This is a genomic window from Neptunomonas phycophila (genome assembly GCF_001922575.1).
Taxonomy (GTDB): Bacteria; Pseudomonadota; Gammaproteobacteria; order Pseudomonadales; family Balneatricaceae; genus Neptunomonas; species Neptunomonas phycophila.
This window is the reverse complement of sequence record NZ_MRCI01000001.1, coordinates 1-18,108: the sequence shown is the minus strand read 5'-3', so window position 1 is coordinate 18,108 and position 18,108 is coordinate 1. Positions and strand designations below refer to the sequence as shown.

Here is an 18,108-nt window from a genome sequence, read left to right as displayed (position 1 = left end):
GAAGCTATAAATATACTGGCTCTATAACTTTTTGAGGAGCCATCACAATGAAAGCAATGATCATTAACGCCTATGGCGACAGCGATGTTTTTGCATTAGCCGATGTCGCAAAGCCCGTTGTAAAACCAGGCCACGTTCTTATTAAAGTCGCGGCTACTAGCGTTAACACCGTAGATACTATGATACGTCAGATGGGCAAAGAGCTTCCGCTTTCTCCTGATTTACCAGCGGTACTTGGGATGGATTTTGCGGGCACAGTAGAAGCCGTCGCTGACGATGTCACCACTTTCAGTGTAGGCGATGAAGTATATGGCTGCGCAGGTGGCCTAGCCGATATCCCCGGGGCGCTGGCAGAATATATGTTAGCAGACGCCAAACTGATTGCTTATAAGCCTAAGTCATTGTCGATGCAAGAAGCCGCTGCCATTCCTTTGGTCGGTATTACCGCTTACGAAGGCTTAATGCGTGCAGGCATTAGCAAAGGCCAAAAGGTGCTGGTTCATGGCGGGTCTGGAGGCGTAGGTCATATTGCATTACAGCTAGCTAACTACTTTGGCGCTGATGTTTATTCAACAGGCGGTGGCGACAAACAACTGGATTTGATTAAGCAACTGGGGGCTACTGCCATTAATTATCGCACCGAGTCTGTTGCTGATTATGTTGCCAGCTACACTGACGGTGGAGGTTTTGATGTGGTATTTGACTCTGTAGGGGGCGCTAACCTAACGAACTCTTTCGATGCAGCTGCCTTAAATGCTCATGTGGCGACAACTGTGTCGATGCTGGAAGTTGATTTAAACACAGCTCACTTTAAAGGCTTGTCATTACATGTCGTGTTTATGTTGATACCTATGCTTTACAACCACAAACGGGAAGTGCATGGCGATATCTTAACGACTCTGGCCGAAATAGCTGATGCAGGAAAGCTTAAGCCTATCGTAGATAGCGAGCAGTTCAGTCTTGAAGACGCCGGTAAAGCTCATGACCGCCTAAACAGCGGCCAAGCATTAGGCAAGGTCGTTATCAACGTGTAATCCGGCTATCATCGGCCCCTATAAAGCTTCGCACACGCGGAGCTTTTTTATTGGCACTTAATCAGTAAACAAACGCCGCGATAAATGACACTGATTACCTTAGCGCATTGAATGAAAAGCCTTAAAAGTAAAACCCAAGCTTGAGGGAAAGCTCTTCAGCTTGGTCATGATCATATACTAACCGAATATCGGTTACTTTTGACAAGGCTGCACGCAGCTCTGCTCCAAGCTTATAACGGCTACTGGCATCGTTATCCACAGCCGTGAGTGACTCCACAAAAAAGGTACCGCTCAAACGATGACCTGTTGTTACGTTTGTAAACGCTCGCACAGCAAGCTCTACGTTCGCATTGTGACTCACATTATCTTGCACAACGCCGCCTAAATAACCCCCTACCAGTAGATGCGGAGTTAATCTTTTAGATTGCCCGTAGTAGGCTTGTGTTTTAAAGGCCATACAATCATCACAACGTAAGTCGAGGGGCTCAATAAGGATATTCAGTTTCCAACTTTGCCCGTTATCTCCAGGTAACCCCGTGACGGCGGCATTTACGCTTTCCAAGTCGATCAGTGACAAGCGTTTCAGCGAAACCGTGCTGTCTTCTACCAACAATTCTGCGCTACCCATGCTTAATACTGAATCGGCTACGTGGCTCTTATCCGCATCCAGTACATCGTAATAAGCCGGGCGCAACCTAAACAGCAATCCATCGCCTTGCGCCGAATTGTGCCTTAAACCAATTTGCACCAAACTAGGAGCACGCCCTTCATGCGGTGCCGCCGTGCTTGCCGTTACAAAGCTGGCCTTTCCCACCGGCAAACGGTAGCGCTCTAATAAGGCTCGCTGATAAAAAGCGTTTATTTTATTACTCGCTCTATCCTCTAACTCCCGAGAGATCTGTAAATAATCCAATAAGGTTTCAATCACTCTCTGTTGCGAAGCTACCGGCTCATGCTTATAGGTATCGCTTTCCAGCAATTTTGGATCGTCTACTAACTCATGTAACAACTTCTTTTCTCGTGCGGATAAAGAGGCATATTTGTCGTATAGCCTAGATTGGCGCGAGGGCCGATAAACCATTGTTTTAACCAAAGGCTGGCCTTTTACAGAGGCATGATGAACTGCCGTAATGAGCGATTGTGGTATGGTTACAGGCTTATCGTCCAGGATGTTAACACCGGTAGCGAGCTCGACTATCTCCGCCATTCGGTAAGCACAGTTTTTCTTAAAAAAGAAATAGGTGTACTCTTTTTTTAAGATCTCCCACGCATGAGCCGCCATGAGCGCTGTATCCTCGGCACTCACATTGAGTTCGTACTCCCACATATCACGGAGTTCGTTATCACCATAGTTATTTGTATGGAAGTAATAACCAACCTCGCTGAAACCTCCGTCATAGCCCCCAAACACTCCTTTTAAGATGTAGGTAATCGGGTTTTCGGCATCGGGGACAATAGCTCCAAAGTTGATAGTTTTATCCAAATCGTGCGAGCGTTTTTGAGCCGTATTGAACTTTAAAAACGTATGCCCATAAAATGATGCAGGATTGCCTAAGTAGCCTGTGACATAAACAATGCTAATGGACTGGAAGTTTTCGCCTTCAGACCAATCTTCATAGGCTTTACACGGCACAGAAGCCGGTAAGGTTAGTTGCTTAGGCGCCCAACGTTTAAACCATAAATAACGAGCCGGAAATCGGCATTGAGCGTGTAGGTCGTTCGAGGAATCTTCTGCATAAAATGCGGTTAGTGTTGCACTAAGCTCGGCGATTGGGTCAGAGCGTCCGTTCTCGTCTAGGTAAAAATCAGGATGCTTGATCGCTCCCAAATAGCCTGAACGCGTCGATACATCACGCTCATAGTGCATTAATTTAAGCCATAAAATATCGGTCGATCGCTGCTGAAGGAGTCTACTATTAAATTCAGGCAGCGCGGCCGCATGTGCACAAGACATCATAAAGCACATAACCACAAAGACGATACGACAGAGCATGAATAAGCATCTTTTCAATGTTAGGTAATAAGAGAGAACTTCACCCAATGCTAGGCTTTGAGTGAAGTATGTGTGTGCTTAGGCAGCGCAGACCTTAGCAGCAGAGGTTACCGCGTTGTAATAAGCCGATGCTTTTTCAACTGTGGTTTGGTTTGTGTAGTTTGCTGAGCCTACTTGCTCAGCCATGTCAGCTCGCACTGCGCTGATGACCGAAACGGCTTGTTCTTGCTGGCACCCGTAAATATCCATCATCGCGGCTAAACTTTCGCCTTGCCCCTTTGCCGTGTCTTCTGCCAGATTTTTATACGATTCCAAAATAAACTGTGCAGCCTGAACATTCTGAGCAGAACACGTTTCAGGGCTCAAGGTCGCGGAAGTAACAGCGGTTGTCCCTAAATCCCAAATGATATTAGACGATACTGCCGCCCAATGTGTGTCCTTAAATAAAGCAGCACCGATACCACAATCAGTGAATGGGTTTGGTCCAGTACCAGGTGCTTTTGTATCAGCTGCAAATGCAGTTGATGTTCCTGCGACACAAGCCGAGGCCAAAACCAATGCACTAATTATCTTTTTAGTTTTCATAATTTATCCTTAATTTCCGATAGAACTTTGAACATCCATCCAAAGCGGCCGCCGAATATAACAAACGGGAGATGTTGAAATATATAGGAATTTTTCCTAATTACAGACACTTTGTATGGATTAATACTAAGAAGATTATTGATCTACAGACGATACGCGGGACCGATTAAGACATGTGTAAAAATAATAAAGCCGCCAAGGAATACCCTTAGCGGCTTTATGTCACTGTACGCCTGCGCTGCTATTCCTGGTTAGGCTTCAGCTTGTAAGCAACAACATAATCGCCAATAGTTGTACCTATTGAGCCATGACCACCAGCCACAATGACAACCATCTGCTCGCCTTTACTATTTAAGTAAGTCATGGGTGTTGCTTGACCACCCGCAGGTAAACGGGCTTCCCAAAGCTGCTTGCCATCGGTGAGGTTGTAGGCACGAAGGTAGTCATCTACAGCTGCCGCCATAAAAACAACACCACCTTCAGTAATCACAGGACCGCCTATCCCCGGTACTCCCATTTTAATCGGGACTGGAATTGGCGATAAGTCTTCTACTGTGCCGTTTTTGTGCATCCATTCAATTTTCCCCGTACGTAAGTCAGCACCCGCAACGAAACCCCATGGAGGCTGCTGACAAGGTACTCCTAACGGCGATAAAAAAGGTCCCATTTGTACGGCATAATCGGCACCGGCATTTTCATTGACACCTTGCTCACCTGTGTTTGTTTCACCTAGTGCAGCTCCCTTTTTAGGGATCAACTTAGACGTAAAGGCAAGGTAAAGGGGCATACCGAACATCACTTGGCGCTTAGGATCTACCGCTATGCTACCCCAGTTGAAGACGCCAAAATTACCCGGATAAACAAGCGTACCTTGCGTGGATGGTGGCGTGTACTGCCCATCATATTTAAGTGATTTAAACTGGATGCGGCACATGAGTTGATCCAGTGGAGTTGCACCCCACATTTTCGCTTCAGTTAAAGGCTCAGGCTTAAAGTTCAGCGCTGACTCAGGCTGTGTTGGCGAAGAAAAATCGCCCGGAATCGTTCCTTGCGGCGCTGGCTTTTCGGTAATGGGGAAGATAGGTTCGCCTGTTGCCCGATTAAGCACATAGACATCGCCTTGCTTAGTCGGAACCACTAATGCGGGTTGTACGCCACTATCAGTATCCAAATCTAACAACGAAGGCTGAGCCGGCGTATCCATATCCCATAGATCATGATGAATAAACTGCTGAACCCACTCAACTTGACCTGTTTCCAAACTCAGTGCAACAACAGACGTGGCGTATTTTTCTTCTGCTGGTGTTCGATACATGCCCAGTTGATCAGGCGTTCGGTTCCCCATAGGGAAGTACGCTAGGCCTAACGCGGGGTCTGCACTTGCTGTCGACCAACTATTCGGAGAGCTCGTGGCATATACTTCGCCTTCGCCTATGGGAGCTGTATCATCAGGATGACCTGAGTCCCAGTTCCACTTTAGCTCACCTGTTTTAACATCATAAGCACGAATAACACCTGATGGGGCATTCACTGCATAATTATCATTTACTGACCCAGCAACGATCACTACTCCACCAGCAACGAGCGGTGGTGATGTAGAGTAATAATAACCCGCCTGTTTGAACGGCATGTTATGCATGAGATCTAACTCGCCATCATTCGCAAAGTTGCTGCATCGCGCGCCTGTTTCAGGGTCAATGGCGATTAAGCGTGCATCCGATGTTGGCAAAAACAGTTGTGCATCACATTGCATACTCGGCATGTTTTCAGCAGGGCGACTAGCTTTAACGGCTACGATCGATTCTGATGTAGATAAACCCGCAGGCGGTAAGTAAGAAACACCTCGACATGTTTGATGCTGACGCTGACTTTCAGCAGGTACTTTGGCGTTGTAGACCCATAGCTTTTCGCCAGTATCGGCATCTAATGCAACCACCCAGTTATGCGGGGTGCAAATATACAGTGCATTGCCAATTTTAAGCGGCGTTGCTTCATACGTTGTTTCGCCGACATCTTTAGGACCTTTCAGGTCCCCGGTACGGTACTGCCAAGCTTGCTCTAAGGTTTCTACGTTATCAGGTGTAATTTGCGTAAGCGGCGAATAACGCTGTCCTAAGTTGCTTCGGCCATAACTTAACCAACTATCAGCGGGGGCATCTCCTGTATCTGGGTTAACAGAGACCGTCTCATTAGATAGGGTCCCCGACACCGTAGAGCTATCGGGCACAATAAGTGTAATCAGCGTGATAGCAGCCGTAGCTCCCCATATTGGCAGTAATAATTTATTACCGCCTTTTCCTTTAGGCCCAGTAGAGATAAACAAGGGAATGGTTAATATCAAAAACATCCCCATTCGGGTTGCAAGTGGCCACCAATCAAAGCCTGATTCGTAAATAGACCATATAAGGGTGCCGACAAGAAAAGCAGCATAGAGCAGCCGTGCAGCACAGCGGTTTTTCTTTATAAGAACGGCTACCGCCAGCAGCACAACACCGGCTATGGCATAGTACAAACTGCCACCTAACGTGATTAACCAGACACCGCCCAATAACAGTGCCAAGCCTATCAACGCAAATAAAATGGAAAATATGATCATACAAAGATCCTTTTCATTGAGATTCCAGAAATATCGCTCTGCCACATTACGATAAAACAATCAGCGCTGTTTTTGACGGCCAAATGTTACTGAGCTTACTACAGGCAGACACAAGAAGAGTGTGTATGTTCCCTAACATACACGAATGAATGTAATTTTCTTTTGTAACGAAATTGTCTTTTTGTAACAGCAAGTTACAAGCAAGCCTCAGTGGGTAACTCATTATGTAGACAGTGCTTTACGAAAACTCTTTCACCAAGTCCAGTGATGAATGTTTGCCAATCGTTTCGTAATGCTGATCTAGGAACTGCTGTGCAGATGCTCGCCCTATATCGCGAAGTTTTTTTAGAAACTCCCACTCAGCATTTAATTTGCTGGAAGCCGACAATGGGTTTATTTCATCCGTCGCTTCAATACGATGAACATGAATATTCGAATAATGATCTTTATCGACTTTTTCAGATTTAACCAATCGCTGCACAAACTCAATGGATCGTAGCTCGCGTAAAAGCGAAGTATTAAACGAAATTTCATTCGCTCTATTGGCTATTTCTCTAGCTGTACGAGGAATTTCGCTTCTTTCTATTGGGTTAATTTGCACAATGACAATATCTTTGGATTTGGCCCCAAACAACGGATAAAGTGGTGGGTTACCAACATAACCGCCATCCCAATAAGATTCACCATCAATATTAACCGCTTGGTAAAGCTCCGGTAAACACGCCGATGCCATGACCATATCCGCTGTCAGCTCTTCTCGTTCAAAGACCTTGATTTTACCGGTCCGGACATTCGTTGCTGCGATAAATAACTTGAGATGCTTGCAAGAGCGTACTAAATCAAAATCCACCTGAGATTCCAACAGCTCTTTTAATGGGTTGATATTTAATGGGTTAAAGTCGTAAGGCGAACTGACATGACTAATTAAATCGTAAAAGAAGTAACTAGGCGATAAATCAAAACTCCAATTACCAGTGAGCACGTCCAACGGAGAGCGCTTAATTGGGCTCAAAGCACCGGCTTTAGATACTGCTCGCCAAAAGTCTTCTAAAGATTGGCGCGCGCCGTCTATACCACCTCTCATATAACCTTGCGCTAGTATCGTCGCATTCATAGCCCCTGCGCTTGTACCCGAGATCCCCTCAATACTAATGCGGCCATCTTCTAACAGATAATCTAATACTCCCCAAGTATAGGCGCCATGAGAACCGCCACCTTGAAGGGCTAAGTTAAGCGATTTTTTTGGCATGTAACACTCCCGTTATAAACGCGAACTAGAACGTAATTTCTGAATATTAATACAGATAGAAAAAACGCCCAGTAAATACCAAGCGTCGTTCTAAAAAATGGTTAGCATTGATTAGTGTGCGGTCCAACCACCATCGATAGGCAAAATTGTGCCTGTCATCGATGAAGCAGCATCACTGCATAAAAATACAGCCATCGCCGCTACTTGCTCAACCGTAACAAACTCTTTAGTGGGTTGGGCAGCCAGCAAGACGTTCTCTTTAACTTCCTCTTCCGTAATCCCGCGAGACTTAGCGGTATCAGCTATTTGAGCCTCCACCAAAGGCGTCCACACATAGCCTGGCGCGATAGCATTAACCGTAATACCCTTTTCGGCGGCTTCCAGCGCCACTGTTTTGGTTAAGCCTGCGATACCATGCTTTGCGGCTACATAAGCTGATTTGTATGGGGAAGCCACCAGCGCGTGCGCAGACGCCGTGTTAATAATGCGCCCCCAACCTTTTTCTTTCATGCCCGGCAGTGCCGCTTTAATCGTATGAAATGCCGAGGTTAGGTTGATACCGATAATGGCATCCCATTTTTCAGCGGGAAACTCATCAATTGGAGATACAAATTGAATACCAGCGTTATTCACTAAAATATCAACCGAACCGAGTTCTTTTTCTGCGGTTGCTATCATTTCGGCGATCTCGTCTGGCTTTAGCATGTTCGCTGATGAGTACAAGGCTTTAACACCAAACTCGGCCTCTAGTGAGGCACGTGTTTTTTCAATCTCATCCGCATCACCCAGGCCATTAATCATTACATTGGCACCTTCTTTGGCGAAGGCTTTAGCATAGGCTAGGCCGATACCTGATGTGGAACCGGTCACTACTGCGTTTTTTCCTTTTAACATGATCTTGCCCCTTACCATTTGGGATTGCTGAAGGCCCTGTGTTCGGTGGTTGCTAAATAATCGTGATCACACGCCTTCAAAAACTGTTAATTGACGATGCGATTTGTCGCTATACATCTAAGACTGCTCCCTAAAATACATCATAGGGATCTAGAAACTACCATATTTGTGTTGCGGCGCACAAAAAAGTTCCCATAGGAATGCGATAGTCAGTGAGGGATCAAATCAATAGTAGTGTTCCTAACCCTAGGAAAGTCACGAAGCCAACGACATCTGTCACTGTTGTCAAAATAACCGAGCCTGACAACGCAGGGTCTATTTTCATTTTATCGAGTATGAGCGGAACAAATACACCAGCAATGGCTGCTGCCAATATGTTAATGGCGATAGCCGAGCCTATAACCACACCGATCATCGGATCACTAAACCACCATGCGGCAATAGCACCAATGGCACCTGCCCACAAAACACCATTAAATCCACCGACACTCAGCTCTTTTCGCAATAGCGGCCATAAGTTACCTTTTGAAATCTGCCCTAAGGCTATCCCTCGAATAATCAGCGTTAACGTTTGGCTACCGGCAATGCCCCCCATCGAAGCTACTATTGGCATTAAGACAGCTAAGGCCACTACCTGCTGTAATGTTGCTTCAAACAAACCAATCGCCCACGACGCTAAAAATGCCGTCAGTAAATTAATCCCCAACCACGTCGCTCGACGCATCGAACTTCGTAAAACTGGCGAGAATAAATCTTCATCTTCCGACAAACCCGCTTGCGCCATCATTTCGGCATCATGAGACTCGCGTAAAATTTGCAGGCCATCTTTTAGTGTCATACGTCCAATTAGCATGCCCTTTTGGTCAACTATTGGCAGTAACACATAATCAGACTTCTCTATAATATCGACACTATCTTCTAGGGAGACTTCAGCCGCCAGCGGCTTAACTTGCTCGTCCATCAATTCAGCCAGCGGAATATGCCCGGGCGAGCTTAACGGTTTATGTAGGGATACTGTGCCGGTATAGCGCCCTGCCCTATCGGTCAGAAACAACGCATCAGTGCACTCGGGGATATCACGACGCATCAGTCGTAAGGCATCGTATACTTTCGCGTTTTGCGGCAGCACCAGCAAACTATGATCGGCATAACGGCCTATTTGGTCTTCATTAAATTGATTACTGTGCTCAAAGTGCTGGCGCTGTTTTTGATCCATTTGGCGCAGCGCGATATCAATGAACTCATCAGGGAGGTCATCAGATAGCTCTATCAACTCTTCTGGCGTGAGCTTAGCGAATAAACTTTCAAGCGCTGCGAATGACAAGGTACGTAAAATACTGAGGCGAGTGTCACCTCCTAACTCCACCAGGATTGCGCTTTGCTCATCGGCGGGAATGCGTTCCCATTGCTCCAAGCGCTCATCTAAGGGTAGCGCGCCTAGCAATAAGGCTAATTGCTCTGCATCTAAGTGTTCTAGTTGCTCGGCTAAGGCTTCGGAAGGAGCGGTATTTTCATCTTTATCGACCTTTAAAATCTGCTCAACTAGTACGCCTATTTCTTCGCTCATATACCGCAACTCCTTAATAGCACCGCATTAGAATGGGTGGCTACACCGCTTAATCTAGCCCACAGATAACATACACACAGTGCACTGTGTTTTCACCTATTCTGCCATCAGAATCCGATAAATTTACTCAACTTTATCAATTATCTATGCGATTATGCCGAACATATCTTTTTTGCTCTTAGAGGTAACAATGGAAGGTTTAATTCACGCATTTGATCTTGACGGTTTAGGCGGAGTCACACCCTCTCCATACCCCTTTGAGAGAAACCACTGTGCTCAATGGATCCATCTCAATTTTGATAACCCCGGTGCAAAACAATGGCTTCGCAATGAAAGCCAAATAGACCCTATTGTGGTCGAAGCACTTTTAGCAGAAGAGTCCCGCCCACGCTTTAACCAATATGATAACGGGGTGTTACTAATTTTGCGTGGCGTCAACCTCAACCCCGATGAAGACCCCGAAGATATGGTCTCTATTCGCATTTGGTTAGAGGAAGGCCGAATTATTAGTACCCGACGCCGCGTGCTCCTGAGTGTTCAGGATACCGTTAAACGCCTCGAAGAAGGCAAAGGACCACGAGACTCAGGTGAACTCATCACCACCTTATGCCAACGACTAACAGGACGAGTGGCTGATTTTGTAGACCGCGTAGATGATCAAGTAACCAGTATTGAAGACAGGGTTGTTGATCAACCTAAACAAGAGCACCGCAAGCAAGTGGCTGATCTTAAACGGCAAATCATTGCGCTGCGTCGCTACTTGTTACCCGAACAAGAGGCCTTTGACGGGATTATCGAGTCAGACTCACCCTTATTAAGCGAACATGACCGTCGCGTAGTTGAAGAAATTAACGAGCGATTGATGCGCAAGCTCGACCAATTAGAATCTGTGAGTGAGCGGATCAGCGTCATTATCGAGCAGTTAGTCAGTTACACAACCGACCTGCTGAATCAGCGCATGTATTTACTTTCTATTATTTCTGCTGTTTTTTTACCTTTGGGCTTTTTAACAGGGCTTTTAGGCGTAAATATAGGAGGCATCCCTGGGACAGAATCCCCATGGGCATTTACGTATTTCGTCGCTGGTTTAACGGCTATTTCAGCTCTCATGCTATGGTATTTCTATCGTAATCGCTGGATGTGAAGGTTCGTAAGTGGTCGTTACAGTTGTGACTACTCGTAAGCGCCTTAAAACAGTATAATTAATGATCAATTTTAAGGTTCTTTAATATGCTCGACTGGGTGCTAACAACGAACGGCTTTATCATCGAAGCTGTTTTAATGACTGCGGTTATTATTTATATCGGCACGCGTGTGTAGCAACAACAAAAATACGGGTTACTTAGTAGATGTCCCTTTTAAAAAAGACATGTGTTCGCAGTTTATTGACGACTTCTTTCTTGCTGTCACAGGATGTGTTCAGTTACAACGAAACGGATCTTTTTAACGACATACCAGAGATATCCTCTGTATCCCGATTACCTCAAAACCTGCAAGAGCTGCCGGTATCGACCACGATTATTTCTCAGGAGATGATTAAAGCGTCAACGGCAACCGATATCACGGAGCTATTTAAGTTGGTACCCGGTTTCCAAAGCTATAATCCCAATGCCAACAAGCATGCGGTTAGCTATCACGGCAACTCTGGAGAGTTTCCGAATCGGCTAGATATACGTATTAATGGCCGCCCCGTATACTTGGCTATGCTATCCACCGTGGCATGGAATACTCTAGGTATATCCATCGAAGATATTGACTATATTGAAGTGGTTCGCGGATCAAACGTTCCATCATATGGATCAAACGCATTAATCGGCGCGATTAATATTGTTACGTTCCAGCCTCTCGATCAAGAATCCCACCATATTAGCGCCACTTTAGGCAGCCAGCAGACAAAGCGTGTGAACGCTTCATTTTCTAAGCGTACTGATGACATGAGTGTCAGAGCCAGCCTGACCCATGACCAGAATAACGGGTTCGATGATGTAAATGATGGCAAGCAAGCCAATATGGGTAACGTATCACTCACGTTTACACCCACTCTGTTTGATACCATCAATATATCGGCAGGTTTCAGCCATGGTTATATTGATATAGGCGCCGCAGACGACCCAGCAGACGAGCCTTATAACTACCTACCACGTGAGCATCATTCTCACTATGAGCAGCTAGATTGGCAACGAACACTAACAGACAACAGCGATATCCGTATTAGCGTATTTAATAACTATTTAAAACTTAACTCGCCACGCTTAATGGCATCAGAATTTTTAGGGGATCCCGGGCTTGCAGGTGTAAACGGTTTACTACAACAGTTAGCAGGGCTTTATGGCCCAGCTTATCCATTCCCTTCGCAAACCGCCTCTGACTTCTCCGTCTGGCCTGCAGGAGAAAAAGGGACTGCTCAAAGCTCCGGACTAGAGCTTCAGTACACCCAAGGCTTTGGCTCTTCAGTCAACATGGCAAGTGGAATCGGCTACCGACAAGATACGGTTAAGAGCGCTGTCTACTTAGGCCAAGAAGAAGCCATCAACGAAGATCTATTTTATGCGTTTAACAATGTAGAATGGCAACTTTCACCAAAGCTCTATACTAACTTCGGACTGATGGTTGAAGACTCGACGATTGCGGGAACAGCGACATCAATCCGCCTTGGTGCTAACTACCAAGCGTCAAAAGCTATCACATTGCGCGCAGCAGCAACTAAAGCGTACCGCATGCCCTCCTTGCTAGAAGAGATGACGCAAGTAAGCTATCAATCTCCTGAAGGTGTTGTCTTTGATTATGTGTCTATGCGCAACACAAACCTGGCCCCTGAAAAGCTGATCAGCACGGAATTAGGCTTATTGTGGGCCCTGCCTCGTTACAAGGGCTATATCGACATCAAACTATACCAAGAGAAAATCAGTGATGGGCTAAACAGCTATTTCACGAACAGCGATATTGACCTGTTAACTATCGTTGATGGAGACTCTAATAGCCGAGTATTTACCGTCAAAAATGCATCTCATAGTTACGCTAAAGGTCTCGATTTACAGGCAACTGTTCACACAACGCCTAATGATTTAGTGCACCTTGCTTATAACTATAACCGTCTGACGGGTATTAAAGATCGCGGAGCTAAGAAAAACCAAACGATGGATGAAAGATCTCCACGCCATACCCTATCGCTCTTATACAATCACTCTTTCACTCCAGCGATAAATGCTAGCTTAGTTTATAATTACATGTCTGATGTAGAATGGTTTGACAGTAGCCAAGTTGATAGCTTTAGCACATTTGATTCACAATTAAGCTTTACTCATCCCCTTTCTCATGAGCAAGTATTAACTACGAAAATTATCGTAAAAAATCTTTTTAACAATGAATATCACGACTTTGGAGAGAACAACTTATTTGATCGGCGCTTATATTTAACGATGGATCTTAGCTTTTGATATTCATAGCAAGGAATGCAAATGTGCGTACGCTTCACACAGCTTAAGTTGAGAGCCTATATTGGTAGTGCAGCTTTAGCCTCATTGCTATTTATAGCGTGTGTATCAGCCTACGGGCAATCTAATTTATCGCAAATGCATGTCACTGTTCTGTTAAGCAGCAACGATGTTTCGTATCGTTCTGTCACTGAGCAGATTATCAATACCTCTCCTTCGCAAATTGAAATAGAGGTATTTAAGCTATACCCCAACGAACGATCATCAATCCAAAGCGACTTGGTAGTCACATTAGGAAGCAAAGCGTTTGAAGCCGCTTTGTTGGACTACCCTGATACCCCCATCCTAGCCAGCTTTATTCCGAGGCGCAGCTACGAGCGCCTAACGGCAAAATTTAATCGTAACGACCATCAAGTGAGCGCTCTATTCATTGACCAACCCATGTCCCGACAAGTACACCTAGCTCGGCTGCTAGTACCCGGTGCAACCGTCATTAGCACGTTGTTTGGACAATCTTCTTTCAAAGAAAAGCCCTTCTTTGAAGAGGCTGCAGCGCAATATCAATTCACAAGCCGATCAAGCGTTTTAGCGTCTACAGACAACCCAATCAACATCATTAATCCACTTATATCTAATAGTGACATCTTCCTTGCCATACCGGATCAGGGTGCATTCAACAGAGCAAGCGCCAAGTGGTCTTTATATCTAGCACTGCGTCACAAAAAGCCACTCATCGGATTCTCCGAGACCTATGTTAAGGCGGGAGCCCTAGCAGCCGTTTACTCCACAACCTTACAAGTAGGAACAGAAACAGGCGAGCTAATTAGTGATTTTCAGGTAAGTCGTCAGTTAAACAGCCCCCGATACCCCAAATACTTTGATGTAAAGATTAACGCGTCAACGGCTAAACAGCTCAAGCTATATCCGCCGTCCAGTGATCGACTGCGTTCAACGCTACAGGGGAATAGCTAATGCCAACATCAATCAATACCCGCTTTGGTATTCGCCAAAGACTGCTGTTGTTAACTTTATTCCCTCTGTTATTTATCTCTCTTGTTTTGGGTGCATACTTCACAATGACGCGCTTACAAGATGCAGAGAATATTCTCGTTGAACGAGGCCAGCTATTGGCGAGGCTGGTCGCCTCTTCATCCGAGTTTGCTTTAATGACCGGTAACAACGAACTGCTCAAATCAATTAGCAAAGGACCATTTCAAGAAAAAGATGTAGCGGATGTACTTTTCTTGAACGGCGAATATCAGTTAATTCAACGCTCAGCTCAATTTCCTATTAGTTTAAAGGTTGCTGCGCCATCGGCCTACATTCACGATCAATACTGGTATTTTACTCAGCCAGTTAGCACAACAGGCATACCTTTTTTGGATAACCCAGAGTTTCAAGAAACTGAAAGTATTTCAGATACTGTCGGTTGGGTTATAGTCATCATGTCCGAGAGCCGCAAAGAGAAACAAGAGCAACAAATTCTACTGGCCAGTATATCTTTATTACTACTGGCTTTCGTGTCTTCTGCTGTATTAGCGCTGCGTTTTGGCAAGCGAATATCTCAACCTATCCTTGGGCTAACGCAAGTAATGGAACGGATCCAAACAGGCAGCTTAGACACGCGAGTTACCAATACTTATACAGGGGAATTTAACCTCTTAGCGCAAGGCTTAAACGGGCTGGCTGATACCATACAAAAGTTAGTCACTAACCAAGAAAACCGCATTAACCTAGCCACCCGAAAATTACAGGCAACACTCCATCATTTGGAACAACAAAACACTGCTCTTGCAAAAGCCAGCAAAAGAGCCGATGAGGCGAATAAAGCTAAGGACGAATTCTTAGCAAGAATGAGTCATGAGTTGCGCACGCCGCTAACCTCTGTTGTGGGCTTTGCGAAGTTAATGAAGCAATCGCCATGCTCACCAGAACAGCTAGAGCACATACGGATCATCAATCAGACGTCGCTGATGCTGCTATCAATTATTGATGACATACTGGACTTTTCTAAACTCCAGCAAGATGCAATTACACTTGAACTAATCGACTTCAATTTAGAAGAAATCATATATGATGTGCTAGAAATGCAAGCACCAAAAGCTCATGAAAAAGGCCTTGAGCTGATAACACACATGCAGCCGCGCCAAGACCTCGACGTTATTGGCGACCCTACGCGCTTGCGCCAGATAATCTCCAACCTTATAGCCAACGCGGTTAAATTTACACAAAGCGGCACGGTAGAAGTCCATGTCGATATTAGCCCTATCAACAATCAGCAGAGTTTATACACTTTAAAAGTCATCGATACTGGTATAGGTATTCCGCAGGAGCATCTAGAACAGCTTTTCCAAGCTTTCATGCAAGCCGACACATCAATCACCCGTCGTTTTGGGGGCTCAGGCCTCGGGCTTGTTATCTCGAAAAAGCTGACTGAACTCATGGGCGGCCGTCTTGAGATGATTAGTGAGGAAGGTGAAGGGACTACCGTCAGTCTCTATTTGCCTTTCAAACCTAGTGAAAACCGTCCGCTTATTAAAGTAGAGCCGCCAACCTATAATAACGAACAAAATATAGTTATTTGCGAAGGTAATGTATCTCAACGCCGATCCCTTATTGAAATTCTCTTTCGACAAACTGAGCGCGTTATCAATGTCCGCTCCATTGACGAATGCTTGCAACACCTCGCACCTCACAACACATTTATGGTTGGCTTGCCGGCTAAAGCAACATCTGAGGAAGAGCGCATCTTTCACGCCTCTTTATCGCTACTCTCCTCACAAGGAAACCTTGTCGTAGCTATGCTACCTTCCGATTGTCAACTTCCAATTGAACACCCGACAAACCTCATTCCTATTTCCAAGCCAGCACGGCCAGATGCGTTATTTAAAGCCCTTGATCTACCGTATTACCTACTTCAAACAGGACAAGAAAATAACGAAAACCTGCTACCTATTAGTGTGGTCCTAGCTGAAGATAACGAGTTCAACCGGTTGTTAATCAGCAAAATTCTCGAGAAATCTGGCATCAATGTATTCCCCGCAGCGACGGGAGTAGAAGCCATAGAACAGACCCAAGCCCAACAGCCGGACTTGGTGATCATGGATGTGCATATGCCAGTCATGGATGGTTTAGAGGCTACCTCGCAGATTAAGCAGAAGTACCCTGATCTGCCCGTAATAGCCCTTACAGCTAATATTATTGCTCATGAGCATCACGCACTCATCAGTGCTGGAATTTCAAAAGTGCTACTCAAGCCTGTGAACGACGACGAACTAATTTCAACCATTAGATACTTAACAGTTGGAAATACGACCAATAGCATATCCCAATCGCCTCATAGCAAGCAGGAGAAAGTTACCAATATAGAGGATTACGATGTATCAACCTCTCAGATCGAAGAGGAGCTCGGTAGATTGTGTCAACTAATACACGATAGCTTTACGGCACGCAACACTCAAATTATTGGCGAAGTAAACCATCAACTTATTGGGCTAGCTGGTCTGTATGAGCTACCAGAAATTGAATGCTGCGCTTCCGAAATACATAACATATTACATACTGCACCAGTTAACTGGAAAGAACTCTGGTATGCAATATGGCAGCTTAAGCGCGTGCTTAAATCAGTTGATAACACAGATGGTTAAAAAGACTTAAATACTGGAGTTTTGAGAATTAGCTGCTCCAGCTCACCTCGTAATAACTTTAAACGATCCATACCTTGGTCGTTATAACGGTAGCGAGCCGAGCCAAAACTAACAGCACCACCAGACTCCGCATCCAACTCTAACTCATAGCAAGACTGCCTAATGTCCTCTAATTCAGGATCATGAATAATAGGAAGTCCTACAAAAAGCGTCCATGCATCTTGGTCTTGCTCTCCGCTAATCATGCCTTCAATCATATGTAGTACATACTCACGGCTTGGGCGATAAACAGGCGGCCGTCCAAAAACTAAAGCGACTACGAGTAATAGTAGAATGAATAAGCACACCAAAAAAGTGGCAACAAACTCCACCTTTATTGCTTCGCTTTGTTGATATGGGCATGGAGTTGACCGGCGGCTTTGACGACCTCTTCCCCGTGGGCTATCTCCAAACGTGCCATGAATAGTTCATGCTTACGACGGATAGGCTTTTCTAGCTTTTTCCACGCTTCTTTAATAGGAATATGCTCTGTCTGCTCATGTATTTCAGTAAATACCGTATAAGCGGGCTCATCATGTAGAGCAGGATTATAATAATCTAGCAGCGATTTAACGCGAATAGCACCTTCAACCACTCCTATCTGAGAATTCATTAAGGCATCGGTTAAAATATTGAGGCTACTCTCAATATATTCATAACGCTCTTTTTGGATTCGTTGCAAATTCTCCTGATTTGCTAATCGCTCTTCTTGTTTGCGTCGTAAACTTCTAACCTGCCGATAAATAACAACCATCAATACAGCAGAAATCAAAATCCCCGCAACCAACAAAATATACATCACCGAATCAGACAAAGCTCACTCTCTCTATTTTACGACTAGTTAAATAATTACTGTCACTAATTATATAGAAAAGGTAAAGCAAAACACCGCCTGTTTAGCCAATCGTAAAAACAATAACCATAAAAAAACCCCTGACTGCAGCGCAATCAGGGGTTCGGTATAAAAGCTTGGCGATGACCTACTCTCACATGGGGAGACCCCACACTACCATCGGCGCTAAAGCGTTTCACTACTGAGTTCGGGATGGGATCAGGTGGTTCCACTTCGC

The 18,108-nt window shown here is 45.2% G+C and carries 13 protein-coding genes and 1 rRNA gene; 5 read left to right on the top strand and 9 right to left on the bottom strand.

Translation table 11 applies throughout. From position 1 onward, the window contains the following. Positions 1–47 precede the first annotated feature (47 nt). A complete protein-coding gene (locus BS617_RS00070) occupies positions 48–1,034 on the top strand; it encodes a zinc-dependent alcohol dehydrogenase family protein (RefSeq protein WP_075170905.1) in 987 nt (328 codons plus the stop codon). 121 nt (positions 1,035–1,155) lie between these two features. On the opposite strand, the gene BS617_RS00065 is transcribed toward BS617_RS00070, so the two are convergent. The 6 genes from BS617_RS00065 to BS617_RS00040 all read right to left on the bottom strand — a co-directional run bounded on the left by BS617_RS00065 (position 1,156) and on the right by BS617_RS00040 (position 9,918). Then, entirely contained in the window at positions 1,156–2,991 is a 1,836-nt protein-coding gene (locus tag BS617_RS00065; protein ID WP_170870302.1) for an Lnb N-terminal periplasmic domain-containing protein, read from the bottom strand. Between the two features lie 114 nt (positions 2,992–3,105). Then, the gene (locus tag BS617_RS00060) at positions 3,106–3,612 is read right to left on the bottom strand and encodes a DUF3015 family protein (protein WP_075170903.1); all 507 of its coding nucleotides are present in this window, start codon (positions 3,610–3,612) and stop codon (positions 3,106–3,108) included. A 241-nt stretch (positions 3,613–3,853) separates the two neighbouring features. Then, a complete protein-coding gene (locus BS617_RS00055) occupies positions 3,854–6,208 on the bottom strand; it encodes a glucose/quinate/shikimate family membrane-bound PQQ-dependent dehydrogenase (protein ID WP_075170902.1) in 2,355 nt (784 codons plus the stop codon). A gap of 238 nt (positions 6,209–6,446) precedes the next feature. Beyond that, positions 6,447–7,457 (bottom strand): patatin-like phospholipase family protein, encoded by a 1,011-nt coding sequence (locus tag BS617_RS00050; RefSeq protein ID WP_075170901.1) that lies wholly within the window; start codon positions 7,455–7,457, stop codon positions 6,447–6,449. A gap of 111 nt (positions 7,458–7,568) precedes the next feature. Continuing rightward, on the bottom strand, positions 7,569–8,351 hold the full coding sequence (locus BS617_RS00045) for a 3-hydroxybutyrate dehydrogenase (RefSeq protein WP_075170900.1): 783 nt from the start codon (positions 8,349–8,351) through the stop codon (positions 7,569–7,571). A 220-nt stretch (positions 8,352–8,571) separates the two neighbouring features. Further along, on the bottom strand, positions 8,572–9,918 hold the full coding sequence (locus BS617_RS00040) for a magnesium transporter (protein WP_075170899.1): 1,347 nt from the start codon (positions 9,916–9,918) through the stop codon (positions 8,572–8,574). 190 nt (positions 9,919–10,108) lie between these two features. Here BS617_RS00040 and BS617_RS00035 point away from each other — a divergent pair, with 190 nt between their 5' ends. The 4 genes from BS617_RS00035 to BS617_RS00020 all read left to right on the top strand — a co-directional run bounded on the left by BS617_RS00035 (position 10,109) and on the right by BS617_RS00020 (position 16,999). Then, the gene (locus BS617_RS00035) at positions 10,109–11,062 is read left to right on the top strand and encodes a zinc transporter ZntB (protein ID WP_075170898.1); all 954 of its coding nucleotides are present in this window, start codon (positions 10,109–10,111) and stop codon (positions 11,060–11,062) included. A 205-nt stretch (positions 11,063–11,267) separates the two neighbouring features. Then, positions 11,268–13,355: a TonB-dependent receptor plug domain-containing protein gene (locus tag BS617_RS00030; protein ID WP_083609869.1), complete on the top strand. Its 2,088-nt coding sequence runs from the start codon at positions 11,268–11,270 to the stop codon at positions 13,353–13,355. A 21-nt stretch (positions 13,356–13,376) separates the two neighbouring features. Next, positions 13,377–14,324: an ABC transporter substrate-binding protein gene (locus BS617_RS00025; protein ID WP_075170896.1), complete on the top strand. Its 948-nt coding sequence runs from the start codon at positions 13,377–13,379 to the stop codon at positions 14,322–14,324. Beyond that, complete coding sequence (locus BS617_RS00020) at positions 14,324–16,999, top strand: ATP-binding protein (RefSeq protein ID WP_075170895.1); 2,676 nt, start codon at positions 14,324–14,326, stop codon at positions 16,997–16,999. The genes BS617_RS00025 and BS617_RS00020 overlap by 1 nt, the downstream gene beginning before the upstream one ends. Here the strand turns inward: BS617_RS00020 and BS617_RS00015 are convergent. The 3 genes from BS617_RS00015 to rrf all read right to left on the bottom strand — a co-directional run. Next, positions 16,996–17,370, bottom strand: coding sequence for a hypothetical protein (locus BS617_RS00015; protein ID WP_075170894.1), 375 nt, complete (start codon positions 17,368–17,370; stop codon positions 16,996–16,998). The genes BS617_RS00020 and BS617_RS00015 overlap by 4 nt on opposite strands. A 2-nt stretch (positions 17,371–17,372) precedes the next feature. Then, complete coding sequence (locus tag BS617_RS00010; protein WP_139303121.1) at positions 17,373–17,852, bottom strand: DUF2489 domain-containing protein; 480 nt, start codon at positions 17,850–17,852, stop codon at positions 17,373–17,375. A gap of 153 nt (positions 17,853–18,005) precedes the next feature. Further along, positions 18,006–18,108: ribosomal RNA gene (rrf, locus tag BS617_RS00005) — 5S ribosomal RNA — on the bottom strand; the annotation flags it as partial.